Here is a 15,204-nt window from a genome sequence, read left to right as displayed (position 1 = left end):
AATTATTTTTTGGGATATATAACATTATAATGTTGATGCAAATCAGCAACAGTATGAGCATCTGAACCGAAAACAACTGGAAGCCCAATAGATTTACTATAATTTATGAAGGAAAATGGTGGATAAGTTTCCTGACAATGTGTTTTACTTAATCCAGCGCTATTTAAATCTAGCTCATAACCTTCTTCCTTCATTACATCTAAAACTTTTCGAATCTGCGCAGAATCATCAATCTTCACCGTATGTGCTAATTGGAATTTGTGAATAAGTGAAGGATGCCCAATGCGCTTAGGCTTGTATTGTCCTAAATCTGCTTTAATGGATTGTAGGACGGTATCGTAATATAAATTATACACTTGTTCAATAGAGCCGATTTTCTTTGAAAAAGCCATGAAACTTTCTGGAGAAAAGTCTATGCATTCAAAGGTATTGTCCCATTGTAAAAAATGAACTGATAAAATAGAGTCATCTAAAAAGTGTCCGTATGTATCAAGAAATTGACGAGTTTCTTGTTCAAAGCCTTGAATATAGTCGACCTCTAGACCTATATGAATGCGAATGTCTTGTGCGTACTCTTTTTGAAGGCATTGTAATTCTTCAAAATAAGGCATTAAAAATTCTGGATTCATACCACTGTCTTGCTGTGGTGTAGGGTCTACAAAATTCAATGGTAATGGTGCATGTTCTGTAAAGCTAAGATCTGTGAAATCATGAGAGATTGCTTTTTCTATATACTGCTTAAATGAATCAGAGGTACCATGTGGACAATATGGGCTATGAACATGGCCGTCCCATTTCATAAATACCACTCCTTTATATTTTTGGATAATACACCTATATTTGTGCATATTGTTCAAAAAATAAGTTATTGTTATTCTTAAAAGGCTTAATTACATAAAAAACACTCAAATTTTAGTACAAAAGGCGATAACATAGTATATAATAAATACAACTAGCCAATTCGTTTATTGTAGAATAGGAGGCTTACGATGGAGTATATCATCATTCCAGTTATCCTACTATTAATTTTAGCGATAGTAGGATTTATGATGCGACGAAAACATACCACAATCATTGCTAAACTTGAAAATGAAAAATCACAAATACAAAACAATCCCATAAATGAGGAAATTTCAAAAGTTAAATCTTTAAACATGAACGGTGAAACGGAAGAAATGTTTGAACGATGGCGTAATAGTTGGGATGAAGTCATCGATGTACATATGACAAAAATTGATTCACTTTTATTTGATGCAGAGGATCAAATCAATAGACTTCGTTTTAATAAAGCAACATTAATTGAACGTGAGATAGAAGATTACATTAAAAAATGTGAGCAAGATAAAGATAAAATTTTAGAAGAACTAAATGAATTAATTGGCAGCGAAGAAAAAAATCGTATTGAAATTGAACAATTAAAAGAATACTATCGCTCTGCACGTAAAACATTGTTAGCGCACCAACATTCATTTGGGGTAGCATTACCAGCTCTGGAGAAAAAACTGGAGACGTTTGTTCAAAAGTTTGAGGAATTCGATGTGTTAACGAGTGAAGGGAATTATTTGCAGGCGCGGGAAATTGTTATTGGTTTAAACCAAGAATCACAACAAACATTTGAATATATCAATGATGTCCCATCAATTTTGACTGAATTGCAAGTGAAGCTTCCAGGAGCGGTACAGGAATTACGAAGTGGCCAGCGTGAAATGGAAGATCAATCTTATTATTTACAACATTTAGAGCTAACTGAAGAGCTTAATAAATTTGAAGAAGAATTTGTAACATTAAAAAGTGAATTAGCAGAGCTTAACTTAAATGTTGTTAAACCACGTGTTACGGATATAAATGAAGAAATTGATCATTTTTATGATCTTCTTGAAAAAGAGGTTATTGCTAAAAATTATGTTGACCAAAATTGTGATCGTTTACTAAGCTCAATCACCAATGTTATTAGTTCAACAAGATTAGTAAGTGATGAAGCAACCTTTGTGCAGCAAAGTTATCGCTTAAATGAAAAAGATGCTGAAATTCCAAAAGCTGCATTAAAGCAATTAGAAGCTTTACAACGTCGTTATGACTTATTGGCGATGCGTGTTAGAGAGGAAAAATCTGCATATTCAAGTTTGCAGGAAGAATTGATTGAAATAAGTGATGAGCTAGAACGGATTCATGAGGAGCAAGGTCATTTGTCGAATACGATGAAGAAGCTACGAATTGATGAAAACAAGGCTCGCACACAAGTAGAAAGTTTAAAGAAAACATTACAAGAAACAGATCGTCTTTTGAATAAGGCTAATATTCCAGGTATCCCTGAAGAGATGGATGCCCGTCTCGATGAGGCAGCAGAGCATATTTATTTAGTTATGCAAAGCCTGCAAGAGGTGCCTCTCAACATGGGAACAGTTCATAATAATTTAAATGCCGCAACACTTTGTGTAGAAGATGTAAAAGCGAAGTCGCATGAATTAATTGAAAATGTAATGCTGATTGAGCGCATTATTCAGTACGGTAATCGTCATCGTGCAACAAATCCAAAATTGAATTCTCGTTTAAAAGAAGCAGAAGGATCTTTCAATCAATTCCGTTATTCCAAAGCATTAGAAGAGGCTGGAACAGCAGTTGAAGAAATGGAGCCTGGTGCTTTAAAGCGAATTCAAGAACTTGTGGCAGAAGAAACAATGTCAAAATAGTCAAGTATAATAAGAAATTACAGCAGCTGTCTAAAAGGTATAGTATTACTTTTTAGACAGCTTTTATTAAGGTGCGAAGTAAGCGCCCTGCCGGAATGGAAATCAACCCCTCGTCGTAGATATAAAAGCTAAAGATGGAACATCAAATGAGGAGGAAACTTTAATTATTTTTGATTAGAAATGATGAAAAATAGAGGTGTTAAACATGCAATTTTATAGTCGGAAAATGAATGAAATGTATGCGACTGAAATATTAAATTGGAAATATGAAGAACCATATGATTTTTACAACAATGAACTTTGCGACGAATCTCTAAAAGAATTTCTTGAAAGTCCGTATTATTCTATTGTCAATGATCAAGAAGAGCTAGTCGGTTACTTCTGTACAGGAACATCTGCACAAGTACCAAAAGGACATGACTATGGTGTATATATAGATGAATGTATTGATGTTGGAATAGGAATGAAGCCCGAGTTAACAGGAAAAGGTTATGGTGCAGAGTTTTTTTTATTTGTTTTAAATCATCTACAAAATCTACAACAAGAAAAAAATTGTCCTCTTCGTTTAACAGTAGCTACCTTTAATACAAGAGCCATTCACCTATATGAAAAATTAGGCTTTAAAAAAGTCATGGATTTCACAGCTTCAACTGAATTTATAACAATGAGGAAAGGTTAAAAATAAGCGGGTTGGACTTTTGCATTGTTGGGCTCTATTATAGCGTGGAGTTGATTTCCGCTCCGATTGGGGGCTTTGTTGCTGTCGCTTCGCTTTCGCACAGAGCAAAGCTTCCTGGGGGCGTCCGATGAGCCACTTCTCTCCAGGGTCTCGGGCCATTAGGATGTTGGTCACGAAGGCGTTATCACAGGATGTGATGTTTTTAGCCTTCGTTCCTCTATATCGCTACCCCCCAAGGAGTCTCCCAATCTCCACTATTCAAATTACATATTTTTCAAATAATATGTCATCCAAAACTGTGAAATCACTTGTATGATACATTATCGTATTGAAGCAGGATTTTATCATAATAAATCCTAGTCATTTTTTATACTAAGGAAACGATCATAGCAAGTCTTTAAGATGCCACTCTATAAAGGGTGGTTTTTCACATTAAAAGCAAACAAATAAGTGATTAAATTAGGATAATTGTTAAAGTTAGTAGTCAATCGCTGAAGATTGCGTTATGATAAATACCGTTAAATCAACGTTTTGAAAGTGTGTGATAATAATGGAAGTTAATACAATCTATTTAGACAACAGTGCAACAACAAAACCTATAAAAGAGGTTATGCAAGCATTTATGGTAGTGAATGAGCAGTATTATGCTAATCCTGCTTCCATTCATGCAATGGGTGTTGAATCAAACGAATTATTAATGCGTGCACGTGAGCAAGTAGCAGATATTTTGCATACAGAAGCAAAAAATGTGCTATTTACATCAGGTGGTACTGAATCCAATAACACGGCTATATTTGGTTTAGCACGTAGCAACACACATAAAGGAAATCATATTCTAACAACTGAAATTGAACATCCATCTGTCCTAGAATCTGTGAAGCAGCTTGAGCAAGACGGTTTTGATGTGGAATACTTGCAAGTAGATGAAAACGGAGTTATTTCTTTAGAGGAGCTTCGCACAAAAGTGCGGAAGGATACCATTTTAGTAAGTATGATGCATGTAAATAATGAAATGGGTGCAATTCAACCGATTTTTGAAGCTGCAAAAATTATTCATGAATCGAGTCGTGCAGCTTTTCACGTAGACGCTATTCAAAGCTTCGGGAAGTTACCGATATCATTTAACGATGACGATGGTCCAGACTGTATTTCAATTTCTGGTCATAAAATTCATGGCTTTAAAGGTTCGGGTGTACTCGCATTCCGTAAAAAAATGAAATGGCAACCGTATGCACTTGGCGGAGGGCAGGAATTTGGTTTGCGTAGCGGAACAGTAGCTGTACCGCAAGCTGTAGCATTATCAAAAGCAGCCCGGATAGCGATAGAGACGATGAATGATCGTGCAAAAAAATATCGTCAATGGTATGAAGAAATATGCACTCAATTACGTGGATATGGAGATGAAGTGCATATTTTATCAACACCAAAAGGAGCAGCACATATTTTATCTTTTAGTATTCGCGACTTAAAAGGTGAAGTCATTATCAATGCATTGCAAAAACGCAATGTAATTGTATCGACATCGAGTGCATGTTCATCGAAACAGACAAAAACAAGTCATGTTGTTGAAGCTCTAAATATCGATGAGCATTTTAAAAATGGTGTTATTCGTATAAGCTTTGGCGCGCATGTAACAGATGAAGATATTGTAAAGTTTAAACAAGTATTAGATGAAGTATTGACGGAACTTAAAGGAGAATTTTAAAAATGATTTGGAAAGAAATTTTAATTCGATATGGAGAGCTTTCTACAAAAGGCCGCAACAAGATGGATTTTATTCGTCGTTTAAGAGAGAACATTCGTCATGCGTTTGCGGATTTAGGACATTTACACATTCGCACAGAGCGTGATCGAATGTTTATAGCCATTCAAGATGAAGCACAAATGGACGTACTATTAAAAGGATTACCTAAAATTTTTGGTATTCAATCATTTAGTCCCGTGGCTGCATGTGAAAAAGATATCGAAGCCATGAAAAAACTAGCCATAACAATTATGGATACATTTAAAAATGAACAGCTTACATTTAAAGTAGAAGTAAAGCGCACAGATAAAACATTCCCGTTAGAATCACATGCCATTCAACGCGAAATTGGTGGTTATGTATTACCACAATATCAAAATTTATCTGTAAAGGTGAAGAAGCCTGATATCGAACTTCGTGTAGAGGTGCGTCATGATGCAACATATATGATGGCACAAGTTATTCCGGGTGCAGGTGGAATGCCTGTAGGCTCGAATGGTAAATCTTTATTAATGCTTTCAGGTGGTATCGATAGTCCAGTTGCCGGTTATTTAATGATGAAACGAGGAGTGCGCTTAGAAGCGATTCACTTCTTTAGCCCACCATACACAAGCCAAAACTCATTGGAAAAAGTAAAGGTACTTGCTAATGAATTAACGAAATTCGGAGCGAGTATACGTTTACACGTTATTCCGTTCACTGAAATTCAAGTTCTTATTAAAGAAAAAGTACCATCTAATGTATCGATGACAACTACTCGTCGTATGATGTTAAAAGTGGCTGACAAAGTACGTGAAGACATTGGTGCACTAGCTATTGTTACAGGTGAAAGTCTTGGGCAAGTAGCGAGTCAAACTCTTGAAAGCCTTACAGCTATTAATGCAGTAACGAACACACCGATTTTACGTCCATTAATCTCATCAGATAAATTAGAAATTATCGATATTGCAGAGAAGATTGGCACATACGAAACGTCTATTCAGCCATTTGAAGACTGCTGTACAATTTTTACTCCTGCAAGTCCAAAAACAAAGCCAAAGCTTGAAAAGGTTGAGCATTACGAAAGCTTTTCGGATTTTGATGAGCTCATCGAACGAGCAGTGAAAAACCGTGAAGTTTACATTTTCCCGAAAAAAGAACAAGAAGCCGATAAATTTGCGGATCTTCTATAGAAGAAACTTGCAATTTCATAAGAGCCGACTCAAAAGTACATTTTGAGTCGGTTTTTTTAGTCTATTTCCTTCTGAGGTACAATTTACCTGAAATATTTTTGTATTAAAAATCTAAAATCGCACATTCTATATTCACAAGGAGGTGAGAAACACATGGCAAACAACAACAACCGCAGTTCAAATCAACTTGCTGTACCTGGTGTAGAGCGCGCACTTGATCAAATGAAATACGAAATTGCACAAGAATTTGGTGTTCAATTAGGAGCTGACGCTTCAGCTCGTGCTAACGGTTCCGTTGGCGGTGAAATCACTAAACGTCTTGTACAAATGGCAGAATCTCAATTAAAAGGTATGCCGAACAACCAATAATTGCTTAATTAGCAATTATTAAAATTAAAACCAGTGACCGTAAAAGGCACTGGTTTTAGTTTGTTTAAAATGTTTATTTTTTATCCCGTATTAAAGGGGCGTAATTAAAAAACCGGATTGAAAGACACCCACTGATTAAAGTTTCACTTTATCCTACAAATGCTTTAAATGTAGAGACTGTATTCGGAATATCCTCACTTTCGCAAATTGCGGAAATAACTGCTATTCCATCTGCACCTGCTTTAAATACCGTATGTGCATTCGAGCAGTTTATGCCTCCAATTGCAACGATAGGCAGCTCTGGATATTGTCTGCGAACTTGTTGTAAAAATTCAGTTCCACTAGGCGGTTTGGCATCACTTTTAGAAGTAGTTGAAAAAATAGGACCAATACCTACATAGTCAGCACCATATTGTAAAGCAGTTTTTAATTCCGCTTGAGAATGAACAGAAACACCTAGTATCATGTTGCCAATTTTTTCACGTACCATTGACACAGGAAAATCTTCTTGGCCAATATGAACGCCATCTGCTCTAAGTTTTAAAGCGAGCTCTACATCATCATTAATAATAAACGGAACATGATACTGTTGACAGAGCATTTGACATTTACGAGCAAAATTTTCATAGGCTTGTCCAGTAAGGGGATTTGTCCCTTTTTCACGGTATTGAAACATAGTAATTCCGGATTGGAGAGCTTTCTCTAATACGGTTAGTGGCTCCTGATTGAAAACATTACCTGTACCCATAATAAAATATAGCTGTAAATCGTCACGTTTCATGAATGATCACCTCACAGGAATCCTTATACTGTTGATAAGCAAAATGATTTGTTGGACCATGGCCATTCCCAATAGATAAATCATGAGTTATTGCTAATTGAATAAATTTTTTAGCTTCCTCAATTGCCATTTCTATAGGTAGCCCAAGACCAAGAAAAGCAGTTAATGCAGCGGAAAATGTACAGCCTGTACCATGCGTGTTTTTTGTTGCAATACGAGTAGATTGCATAGAAAATGATCGACCATCTTGAAAAAATACATAATCAGTAGCATAACATTTATCCTCTAAATGACCGCCCTTCATAACGACGCATTGAACGCCAGTCTGTAATAAGATTTGGGCTACTTCGTTAATATCTGCTATAGAATTAATTTTTCTTCCGGAAAGGGTTTCGGCCTCAGGAATGTTTGGCGTTACAATAGTTGCTAAAGGTAGCAAATAATTTCGTAATGCCTCAATTGCTTCTTGCTGTAATAAACTCTCGCCACCTTTTGCGATCATAACAGGATCTACAATAAGTGGAATATTTACTTCGGCTAAAATATGTGCAATTGATTGGATGATTTCGGAGGAAAACAACATTCCTGTTTTAATAGCACTAATTGAAAAATCCTCGATTAGCGCTTTCAGTTGTTTTTCAACAAAACTCACTTCAATTGGTAAAACATCCGATACACCCAAAGTATTCTGGGCCGTTAAAGCTGTAATGACAGACGTTCCGAATACTTTTAATTCCTGGAATGTTTTTAAATCAGCTTGTATACCTGCACCGCCGCCACTATCTGAACCGGCAATTGTCGTTACAATATGCATTATTCTTCACCTTCCTTTGAAAGGCGATGTAGTTCATTCAATACAGCAATTTGAAAATCGCCAATGAATCGAGTAGAAGAAGCGGCTTTTTCTGCTAATTTTTTATAAAGCGATAATGTTTCTAGTAATTGGTCAAACGGTTGAGCTCCTGCGGTGAAGGAGGCACAACATAGTGCACTCAATAAGCAACCAGTTCCAGTAACTTCTGTCATTTGCGAATTTCCACCCGTAACCCATTGCTGATGTTTGCCATCAGTAATAAAATCCTTTTCACCGGTCACAATAACAATACAATTGTAAAGTTGGGCTATTTTCTGTGCCTCTAGTTCTATAGAAATTGAACCACTACCACTATCTACTCCTTTTTGTTGCCAGTCTACATTGGCAATTGCTGCAAGTTCTCCGATATTACATCGAATTGCCGCAAATTTAATTTCCTCCAATAATTGCTGTACTGTTTGTTTCCGGTAAGTCGTTGCACCTGCTGCAACAGGATCTAAAACAACCGGAATGCCAAGAACATTTGCTTTTTTTCCTGCAAGTAACATGGATTCTTTCATTCGCTCATTAAGGGTCCCGATATTGATCAATAAGCCTGAGGCGATTGTGACCATTTCTTCAACTTCATGACCGTCTTCAGCCATGACTGGTGAAGCGCCTATTGCTAATAAGCCATTTGCTTGGAAATTAGCAACAACATAATTGGTCATGCAATGAATAAGTGGATTTTGTTTACGAATCGTTTGGAATATCAATTTAAGTCCTCCTCGTTGGATGGACGTAAGCGTGCAAAAAAGGCTCTTTTCGTGCAAAAAACACGTAAAAGAGCCTTTCATCAGTAAGTCGATGTGAATTGCTCCCTACGTCAGTATTAACTAACAGGTTCAAAGGGTCAGGTTTTACCTTCTCAACTCTAAATGAGTCCCCCTGCAATTATGCTTTTAGTTGACCAAAATGTACCATATTATTCATTCGCGTTCAATAGGGAGTTTTTTATTTTCATTCAGCAATTCTGTGCGAAAGCGACGATTACGCCAAGTTGAAATGGATAGAAGCAATACGTGACTGATGCCATATAGCGGGGCATGATAGTTGTCACGACTTTAATGAATTAGAGTGAATTCCATTGAAAATGATAAAAATTGAGTTTTATAATGGGCATAACAAAAGGGGGCAATTGCCATGAAACGAGAAGATTTAATCGCACCAGAATGGTATAACATTTCAGAGGAAATTGAAAAGTATGCACAGGATCCTACCAAAAATGCATTATTAATTTATAGCGAAGACGAGGAAATTCAGTACGTATCATATATAACTTTACTTGAAAAGGCGAATCAGGCAGCACATGTATTTACCTCCCAAGGTTTAAAAAAAGGCGATGTTATTTTAGTCATGGTACCGAGATCAGTGGAAGCGTATATCGTATATATTGCAGCTTTGAAGGTAGGGTTAACGATTATTCCTAGTTCAGAAATGCTGAGAACTAAAGATATTGAATATCGAATCAATCATGCCGATGCAAAAGGAGTTGTTGCATTTGAGCCTTATATTGAACAATTTGATAATGTGGGAAATTTACAAGCAATAAAGCAATTTGTCATTGGTCATGCACATGAGCCTTGGCAGCCGTTGCTTGAAAAAATGCAAGGCCAACCAACATCTTATATAAGCTCTACTCCAACTAAGAGTACAGACATTGCATTTTTAGCATATACAAGTGGTACAACAGGAAATCCAAAGGCAGCGGTACATACACATAGCTGGGGTTACGCACACTTGCGAACTACTGCGCCAAATTGGTTAGGTGTTCAAGAGGGTGACATTGTTTGGGCAACAGCAGCTCCAGGCTGGCAAAAATGGATTTGGAGTCCGTTCCTCGCTACTTTAGGAAGTGGTGCAACAGCATTTGTATACAAAGGTCACTTTGATGCGGCAACTTACTTTGCACTGATTGAAAAATTCAATATTAATATTCTATGTTGTACACCAACCGAATATCGATTTATGGCGAGTCTAGAAAATTTACAAGATTTTAATGTAAGTACAATACATCAGGCTGTGTCAGCAGGTGAACCTTTAAATAGTGAAGTGATAAAAGTATTTTCCGAAGTTTATAATTTACAAGTACGAGATGGCTATGGACAAACAGAGAATACATTACTTGTTGGTACAATGGTAGGGATGGAGTCTAGAATGGGATCAATGGGCAAACCTACTCCGGGTAATACTGTTGAAATTATAAATGATATTGGAAATCCTGTTGCGGTTGGGGAAGTTGGAGATATTGCTGTACACTGCGAAACGCCCGCGTTATTTAAAAAATATTTAAACGATCCAGAGCGAACAAATTTACAATTTAGAGGCGATTGGTATATTACCGGAGATCGTGCATACAAAGATAATGACGGTTATTTTTGGTTTGAAGGACGTGGGGATGATGTCATTATTTCTTCTGGGTATACGATTGGCCCATTTGAGGTAGAAGATGCGTTGTTAAAGCATCCGGCTGTGAAAGAAACTGCCGTTGTTGCAAGTCCAGATAAGATTCGTGGAAATATCGTGAAGGCGTTTGTTGTGCTCTGTGAAGGAGAAGTTGGTAATGAAACACTTATAAAAAAACTGCAAAGCCATGTAAAAACTTTAACAGCCCCATATAAATATCCTCGTGCAATTGAATTTGTTACTGAGCTGCCAAAGACTTCATCAGGCAAAATTCGTCGTGTCGAATTACGAGAGCAAGAAAAAATCCATTCTATCACTCATCATTAATTTCCTAGGAAATAATGTCGAAAATCAAAGTTCCTGCTTTTTTATGAACTTTGATTTTTTTTATAATATTAGGTAATGTATTATAGGTTGAATAAGTTAAAGCTTTTGCAAAGTGTTGGAGATCAAATTCGTGTTAAGGCGATAAGCCATATTATTGCAATAAGTATGAAACAAATTAGGATATTCATGAGGAGGCAGAAAAATATGAATGGTAAAAGGTGGGCTGCTTTAATAATTGCAGGTGTGCTTTTAGTATTTTCATTAGGAATGAACACTATTTTTGCAATATTTAAATCAGATTTCTTTAGCAGTTTTGATAGCTTGGTTGCTGGAGACGACTTGACGGTATTAGAAGAGGTAAAAGAAAGCGGCAATATGGATAAACGTATTGCATACTTAAAGGTTGATGGTACGATTCAAGATGTTGGATCAAGCACATTATGGCAACCAATTTCTTATGATCATCAATTTTTCTTAAATCAATTAGATAATATTTTATATGATGAGACTGTGGAAGGTATCGTCTTAAGTGTTAATACACCAGGTGGCGGTGTCAAGGAATCAGCAGAAATATATAAAAAGCTATTGAAAATTAAAGAAGAGCGACAAATTCCAATCTATGTATCTATGGATTCGATGGCAGCTTCAGGTGGTTATTACATTTCAGCACCTGCAGATAAAATTTTTGCGCAACGCGATACAATTACAGGTTCGATTGGTGTCATTATGCAATCTATTAATTATCAGGCGTTAGCAGAAAAAGTTGGTGTGAAATATGAAACGTTTAAATCTGGTGAACATAAGGATATGCTTAGTCCAATGCGTGAAGTGACACCGGAAGAGCGTGCTATGATGCAAGACATGATTAATGAAACGTATCAAGAATTCGTTAGTATTGTTGCAAATGGACGTAATATGTCTGAACCAGATGTGAAAAAAGTGGCCGATGGTCGAATTCTTAGTGGTAAGAAGGCCCTTGAAGCAGGGTTAGTTGATGAGATTGGTGATGAGGAAGCAACAATTACTGCATTGCGTAAAGACTTTGGTTTAGAGGACGCAGAATTATTCGAGTATACATATGATGTGGGTGGCTGGCAATCATATGTTGGGATGAAAATTGGATCCATATTTGGTCCATCAGCAGAGGAAAAAATGCTGATGAAAATTATGGCGGACTATAAAGCACCTAAAATGATGTACTTATATGGCGAATACTAAGGAGGGAGTACAATGACAAACAATGAGATTGTTATGCAAGGGTCACCCTCTATGGAGAATGCTAACCTAATGGATGAGCCAATTACGAATAAGATTTATGCATTAAAAACGGCAGGCTTTTGGATACGTTTTTGGGCATTTTTAATAGATGGATTAATAATTTCAGCAGTAGGTGGGATTCTCGTTAACCCAATTTTTTATTTAATGGATTGGTCATTATCTGAAACAGTGTGGTATACACCAATTTCGATTATATCCGCTATTCTCTATTACAGTTATTTCGTATTAATGACGAGATTTTTTGGGCAAACATTAGGGAAAATGATATTTGGATTACGTGTTATTTCATTAAAACATGAGAATCTGACTTGGTCAGATGTATTATTCCGTGATTGGATCGGGCGCATCATCAACACCGTTTTTATGCCACTTTATATTCTTGTAGGCATCTTACCGAACAATCAAGGTTTACACGATTACTTCGCAGATACAACAGTTGTTCATGAAAAAATATATATAGAAAAAAATATTGTGGAACCTCCTTTGCCAATCAAAGAGGAAAAGACTGAACCAGTATCTTTAGAGGAAAAATCAGAACTTGAAAAGCTAGAAGAAAAAAACGAAGAATAATGGTTAGAGCTGTCTCATTGCAGAGGCAGCTCTTTAATTTGGTTGATTCATCATTAGTTAGTTGGGAAATCAACCCTACATTATGGTGATGAACTTGGAAAAAGGTGCAACGTTAAGTAAATATGGCTGAATAGGTGTGAAAGATTTTTCAAAACTATTTTTGATAAGCTGTCTCAGTTGCAATTAATTCCCTCCATTTAGTAATATTAAGTACATATGATGATTAGGAGGCGTTTACATGGCACAAGTAACATTTAAAAATGGTCCAGTAACACTTGTTGGGAACGAAGTAAAGGTTGGAGATCAAGCACCAGATTTCACTATATTAGCGAATGACCTGTCACCTGTTACATTAAAAGATTCAGAGGGTAAAATTCGTTTATTTAGCGTTGTACCATCATTAGATACTGGTGTATGCGATGCACAAACACGTCGTTTTAATGAAGCAGCAGCTGACTTAGGTGATAATATAGTAATTTATACAGTATCTGTTGACCTTCCATTCGCTCAAAAACGTTGGTGTGGTGCAGCGGGTATTGATGCAGTTCAAACAGTTTCAGATCACCGTGACCTATCATTTGGTGAAGCATATGGTGTCTATATTCAAGAGTTACGTCTTCTAACACGCGCAGTATTTGTTGTGGATGCAAATGACAAAGTGACATATGTGGAATATGTTCCTGAAGCAACAGATCATCCAAACTATGAAGCGGCAATTGCGGCTGTCAAAGCACTAGCATAATTTATTGATTTTAGGCTAAGATATTACTAGACAAAGGAGCTGTGACAAGTTTTTGTCACGGCTCTTTTCTGCTTGAAAGGAAGTTGTGTATGGAAAATATCGAGAAGTTGTTTGGTATGCTAAATGAACATGCTGAAAAGATAGAAAAAGAACATAATATTACATTGCTAGAGGGTATTCTAGATGGCTTAGAGGCATGGCTAGATGGGGAAGTTGATTTTTCACAAGAAGGTGCTACAAAGGAAGATGTGCGCAAAGCAATTCAAATTGCTGTTTTAAAGGGAATGCGAAAAGGCTCTCAGCCGAATCATCAGATGACACCAGATACTCTTGGGTTATTAGTTGGTTATTTTGTGGAGCAACTATTTGTAGAACGTCTAAAAACCGAAAAAATTTCGATTATAGATCCAGCAGTAGGTACAGGGAATTTACTCCTAACAGTTATGAACTTATTAGACGAGAAAATAGAGGCAACAGGTGTAGAGGTTGATGAACTACTTATTCGTATAGCTGCTGCAACAGCTGATTTGACAGAGCAGCCTGTTTCCTTATACCGTCAAGATGCGTTACAAGATTTATTAGTAAGTCCTGCAGATGCTATTGTTTGTGATTTACCCGTAGGATATTATCCGAATGAAGATATCGCATTAGACTATGAGCTGTGCCCTTCAGAAGGGTTGAGCTATGCGCATCATTTATTTATTGAGCAATCCATTAACTACACGAAGGATGGAGGCTATTTATTTTTCCTTGCACCAACGCATCTCTTTGAATCTGAGCAATCGAAACAACTGCATAAATACATTCAAAAGCACGCTTGGATTCAAGCAATTATTCAATTGCCAGATACAATGTTCGCCAATAAAGCACTAGAAAAGAGCATTGTCATTTTACAAAAGCAAGGTAAGGATTTCAAAGCTCCAAAAGAGGTGCTATTAGCAAAAGTACCAAATATGCAAAATAAACAAGCTCTAGCTATGTTCTTTGAAAAAGTAAAGATGTGGCAAGAAGGGAAATAAGTAAAAAAAGGTATCCGAAATTGGATACCTTTTTGTTTGTTGAAAAAAATAAATATAAAATAATGAGTATCAATATAATTGTTGGTTTCACATCGAGTCGCCGCAAAAACGAGAGGGTTGATTTCCGTTTCGACTGGACGCTTTGTTGCTGTCGCTTTGCTTTCGCACAGTTAAAACATTTGTTGCTGCAGCTACGCTTTCGCTACAGAAAACATTTGTTGCTGCCGCTTTGCTTTCGCACAGTTAAAACATTTGTTGCTGCCGCTTTGCTTTCGCACAGAGCAGAGCTTCCTGGGGGCGTCCAATGAGCCGCTTGGGCCAATAGATGTTTTTTGCGCGAAAGCGTAGTGCTAACGAAGCGGCGGCACCGATGTTGGTCACGAAGGCGTTATCACAGGACGTGATGCTTTTGGCCTTCGCTCCTCTATATCGCTGAACCCCGAGGAGTCGCCCAGTCGTAACGAAGATCAACCAATCCACATAGGGTGTATCTTTTGGTATGCACTATAGAATGTTTTAAGTACAAAAGCGAAGTGTTAAAAAACTATATGAGACACTGCCATGTAACACTTTA

General features: G+C 36.8%; 14 protein-coding genes and 1 riboswitch. Of the genes, 10 read left to right on the top strand and 4 right to left on the bottom strand.

Annotation, left to right across the window (positions count from 1 at the left end; all coding sequences use genetic code 11):
- Window positions 1-2: 2 nt before the first annotated feature.
- Window positions 3-800 carry a histidinol-phosphatase HisJ gene (hisJ, locus tag ACVYAD_RS15925; RefSeq protein ID WP_476427098.1) on the bottom strand — a complete coding sequence of 266 codons (798 nt, stop codon included), beginning with the start codon at window positions 798-800 and terminating at the stop codon, window positions 3-5.
- A 189-nt stretch (window positions 801-989) separates the two neighbouring features.
- Between hisJ and ezrA the strand changes: the two genes are divergently transcribed.
- From ezrA to ACVYAD_RS15900, 5 genes are all read left to right on the top strand, one after another.
- Window positions 990-2,690 (top strand): septation ring formation regulator EzrA, encoded by a 1,701-nt coding sequence (gene ezrA / locus ACVYAD_RS15920; RefSeq protein ID WP_386830721.1) that lies wholly within the window; start codon window positions 990-992, stop codon window positions 2,688-2,690.
- 205 nt (window positions 2,691-2,895) lie between these two features.
- Window positions 2,896-3,369, top strand: coding sequence for a GNAT family N-acetyltransferase (locus ACVYAD_RS15915; protein ID WP_476427097.1), 474 nt, complete (start codon window positions 2,896-2,898; stop codon window positions 3,367-3,369).
- Between the two features lie 550 nt (window positions 3,370-3,919).
- Window positions 3,920-5,074, top strand: coding sequence for a cysteine desulfurase family protein (locus tag ACVYAD_RS15910; protein WP_349659191.1), 1,155 nt, complete (start codon window positions 3,920-3,922; stop codon window positions 5,072-5,074).
- A gap of 2 nt (window positions 5,075-5,076) precedes the next feature.
- Window positions 5,077-6,285 carry a tRNA uracil 4-sulfurtransferase ThiI gene (gene thiI / locus ACVYAD_RS15905; protein ID WP_349659192.1) on the top strand — a complete coding sequence of 403 codons (1,209 nt, stop codon included), beginning with the start codon at window positions 5,077-5,079 and terminating at the stop codon, window positions 6,283-6,285.
- 153 nt (window positions 6,286-6,438) lie between these two features.
- Complete coding sequence (locus ACVYAD_RS15900) at window positions 6,439-6,654, top strand: alpha/beta-type small acid-soluble spore protein (RefSeq protein ID WP_079561613.1); 216 nt, start codon at window positions 6,439-6,441, stop codon at window positions 6,652-6,654.
- A 148-nt stretch (window positions 6,655-6,802) separates the two neighbouring features.
- On the opposite strand, the gene thiE is transcribed toward ACVYAD_RS15900, so the two are convergent.
- Genes thiE through thiM form a run of 3 tightly spaced genes read right to left on the bottom strand, consistent with a single transcriptional unit; the run spans window position 6,803 to window position 9,004 of the window.
- Entirely contained in the window at window positions 6,803-7,435 is a 633-nt protein-coding gene (thiE, locus tag ACVYAD_RS15895; protein ID WP_476427096.1) for a thiamine phosphate synthase, read from the bottom strand.
- Window positions 7,425-8,249 (bottom strand): bifunctional hydroxymethylpyrimidine kinase/phosphomethylpyrimidine kinase, encoded by an 825-nt coding sequence (gene thiD, locus ACVYAD_RS15890; RefSeq protein ID WP_349659194.1) that lies wholly within the window; start codon window positions 8,247-8,249, stop codon window positions 7,425-7,427. The genes thiE and thiD overlap by 11 nt, the downstream gene beginning before the upstream one ends.
- Window positions 8,249-9,004, bottom strand: a complete 756-nt coding sequence (gene thiM / locus ACVYAD_RS15885; protein WP_476427095.1) for a hydroxyethylthiazole kinase — start codon at window positions 9,002-9,004, stop codon at window positions 8,249-8,251. Before thiM ends, thiD begins: the two co-directional genes overlap by 1 nt.
- A gap of 85 nt (window positions 9,005-9,089) precedes the next feature.
- Window positions 9,090-9,188, bottom strand: a riboswitch (TPP riboswitch).
- Window positions 9,189-9,431: 243 nt separating this feature from the next.
- On the opposite strand from thiM, the gene mbcS reads away from it, so the two are divergent.
- From mbcS to ACVYAD_RS15860, 5 genes are all read left to right on the top strand, one after another.
- Window positions 9,432-11,021 (top strand): acyl-CoA synthetase MbcS, encoded by a 1,590-nt coding sequence (gene mbcS / locus ACVYAD_RS15880; protein WP_476427094.1) that lies wholly within the window; start codon window positions 9,432-9,434, stop codon window positions 11,019-11,021.
- A 204-nt stretch (window positions 11,022-11,225) separates the two neighbouring features.
- Complete coding sequence (sppA, locus tag ACVYAD_RS15875; protein WP_349659197.1) at window positions 11,226-12,239, top strand: signal peptide peptidase SppA; 1,014 nt, start codon at window positions 11,226-11,228, stop codon at window positions 12,237-12,239.
- Between the two features lie 12 nt (window positions 12,240-12,251).
- Window positions 12,252-12,869 carry an RDD family protein gene (locus tag ACVYAD_RS15870; protein WP_476427093.1) on the top strand — a complete coding sequence of 206 codons (618 nt, stop codon included), beginning with the start codon at window positions 12,252-12,254 and terminating at the stop codon, window positions 12,867-12,869.
- A gap of 238 nt (window positions 12,870-13,107) precedes the next feature.
- On the top strand, window positions 13,108-13,611 hold the full coding sequence (tpx, locus tag ACVYAD_RS15865) for a thiol peroxidase (RefSeq protein WP_476427092.1): 504 nt from the start codon (window positions 13,108-13,110) through the stop codon (window positions 13,609-13,611).
- Window positions 13,612-13,700: 89 nt separating this feature from the next.
- The gene (locus ACVYAD_RS15860) at window positions 13,701-14,630 is read left to right on the top strand and encodes a class I SAM-dependent methyltransferase (RefSeq protein WP_476427091.1); all 930 of its coding nucleotides are present in this window, start codon (window positions 13,701-13,703) and stop codon (window positions 14,628-14,630) included.
- Window positions 14,631-15,204: the final 574 nt, after the last annotated feature.

The organism is Lysinibacillus sp. G1-3, assembly GCF_056322905.1.
Note: the sequence above shows the minus strand (reverse complement) of the source record. Positions and strands in the feature narration are given on the sequence as shown.